General features: G+C 72.0%; 2 protein-coding genes. Both read left to right on the top strand.

Annotation, left to right across the window (positions count from 1 at the left end; genetic code table 11):
• Positions 1–361: pyridoxine 5'-phosphate oxidase C-terminal domain-containing protein (locus G6031_RS15140; RefSeq protein WP_277820150.1), on the top strand; the 361-nt coding region annotated here is incomplete at its 5' end.
• Positions 362–417: 56 nt separating this feature from the next.
• A partial coding sequence (locus tag G6031_RS15145) for an amidohydrolase family protein (protein ID WP_182653697.1) occupies positions 418–1,825 on the top strand: 1,408 nt, incomplete at its 3' end.

Consider the following 1,825-nt stretch of genomic DNA (forward strand, 5'->3'; position numbering starts at 1 on the left):
GACCCTCGTGGTCCTCAGCGCCGACCGGACCCGCCAGCTCACCATGACCGGGCCCGCGGCGCGCACGGACCACGACGAGCAGATGCGCACCTATCGCGACCGGACCCCGTATCTCAAGCTCCTGGCGTGGACCAACACTCCCGCCACGGCGGCCCTGACCCCGACCGGGCGCCGGGAGGTGTGGGCGGAGGCCGTCGCCCGGCGCGGCCCCAGCCCGCAGGACCCGCCCGAGACCTGGACCGGGTACCGCCTGCGTCCGGAGACGGTGACGTTCTGGCGGGGCGAGCCCGACGCACCCTCACATCGCCGACGGTTCCACCTGCGTCCCGGTGGCTGGCTGGCAGAGGACCTCCCGGGCTGACGCGCCGTCCGCCCGAGACCAGCCGGCGCAGCCGCCCCGAGAACGAGAGACCCCTCATGATCACCTTCACCGATGCGCTCGTCATCCCCGTGACGACGACCCCGGGAACAACCACAGCCGACGCACCGCGGTGGTTCCACGGCTGGGTCCACGTCGACGATCACGGGTTGATCGCCGGGCTCGGTCCCGGTGACCCGCCGCCCGGCCTGCCCGGCACCGTCCACGACCTGGCCGGGTCGATCCTGGCTCCGGGGTTCGTCTCCGCGCACAGCCACCTGTTCACCGCCGGGATGCGCGGCATCGCCCCCGACGACACGCTCTACGGGTGGGTCTCACGGATGGGCGAGATGATGGTCGGGGCCGAGGCCGAGGACCTGTACTGGTTCACCCTCGCCGGCTGCCTGGACTTCCTTCGCAACGGCGTGACCAGCGCCTACAACTTCACCCAGAGCCGGGTGGTGGCGGTGTTCGACCACGCCACCTCGACCCTGGTCGCCGAGCGGGTCCACGACGTCGAGTTCCTCACGCGACAGGTCGACGCGCAGGCCGACTCGGGGCTGCGGTGCGTCACCTCGACCCGGCTGGACGACGAGCAACTCCCCGAGGCCGAGTGCTTCGAGGCGTTCGCCCACGTCACGGAGCACCGCCGGAGCCGCGTGCCCCGGGACCTGGATCTGGGCGGCTCGGTGTTCGGGTCGGTGCAGTGGTCGTCGTCACCGGTCACCGCCGAACGCGAGCGACACGCCATGGCGACCCACGGCGTGGGCAACCAGGCGCACTTCGTGGAGACCGCCGAGCACCTCGAGGTCCAGCGGGCCAAATTCGACTGGTACGACCGCGCCGGGATACTGGGCCCGGACTTCTCCATCGGCCACTTCGTCCACCCCACCGAGCACATGGTGCGTCGGGTGGCCGACACCGACTCCGCGGTGATCTGGCAGGCCACCTCCAACGGCCGTCTGGGTTCCGGCATCGCGGACGTCACCGGGTACCGGGACGCGGGCATCCGCGTGGGGATGGGGCTCGACGACCAGTCCTGCACCGACGTCTCCGATCCGTTCCAGAACATGCGCATCGGCCTCTACACCCAACGGGCCGTCCACTCCGACGCCTCTGTCCTGGCCGCCCACGAGGTGCTGCGGATGCACACCCTCGGTGGCGCGGAGGCGCTCGGTCTGTCCGACCGGATCGGCAGCATCGAGGTGGGAAAGCACGCCGACCTGCTGGTCGTGGACCCCACCGCGCCGGCCACCGGGCCGATCTGGGACCCGGTCGCCACCTACGTCCTGGCCTGTTCGCTACGAAACCTCACGCACGTGTACGTGGGCGGGCGCCTCGTCGCCGAGGGGATGCGCAGCCTGCACCCGCTCGCCGACGAGGCCGACGCCCAGCTCACCGAGCGGATGATCCGCGCGGCGCGGGCGCGCGGGTTCGCACCGGCCTACGCGCGGCCGGTGGGGGTGC

This window comes from Dietzia sp. CQ4, from assembly GCF_014145125.1.
Lineage (GTDB): Bacteria > Actinomycetota > Actinomycetes > Mycobacteriales > Mycobacteriaceae > Dietzia > Dietzia natronolimnaea.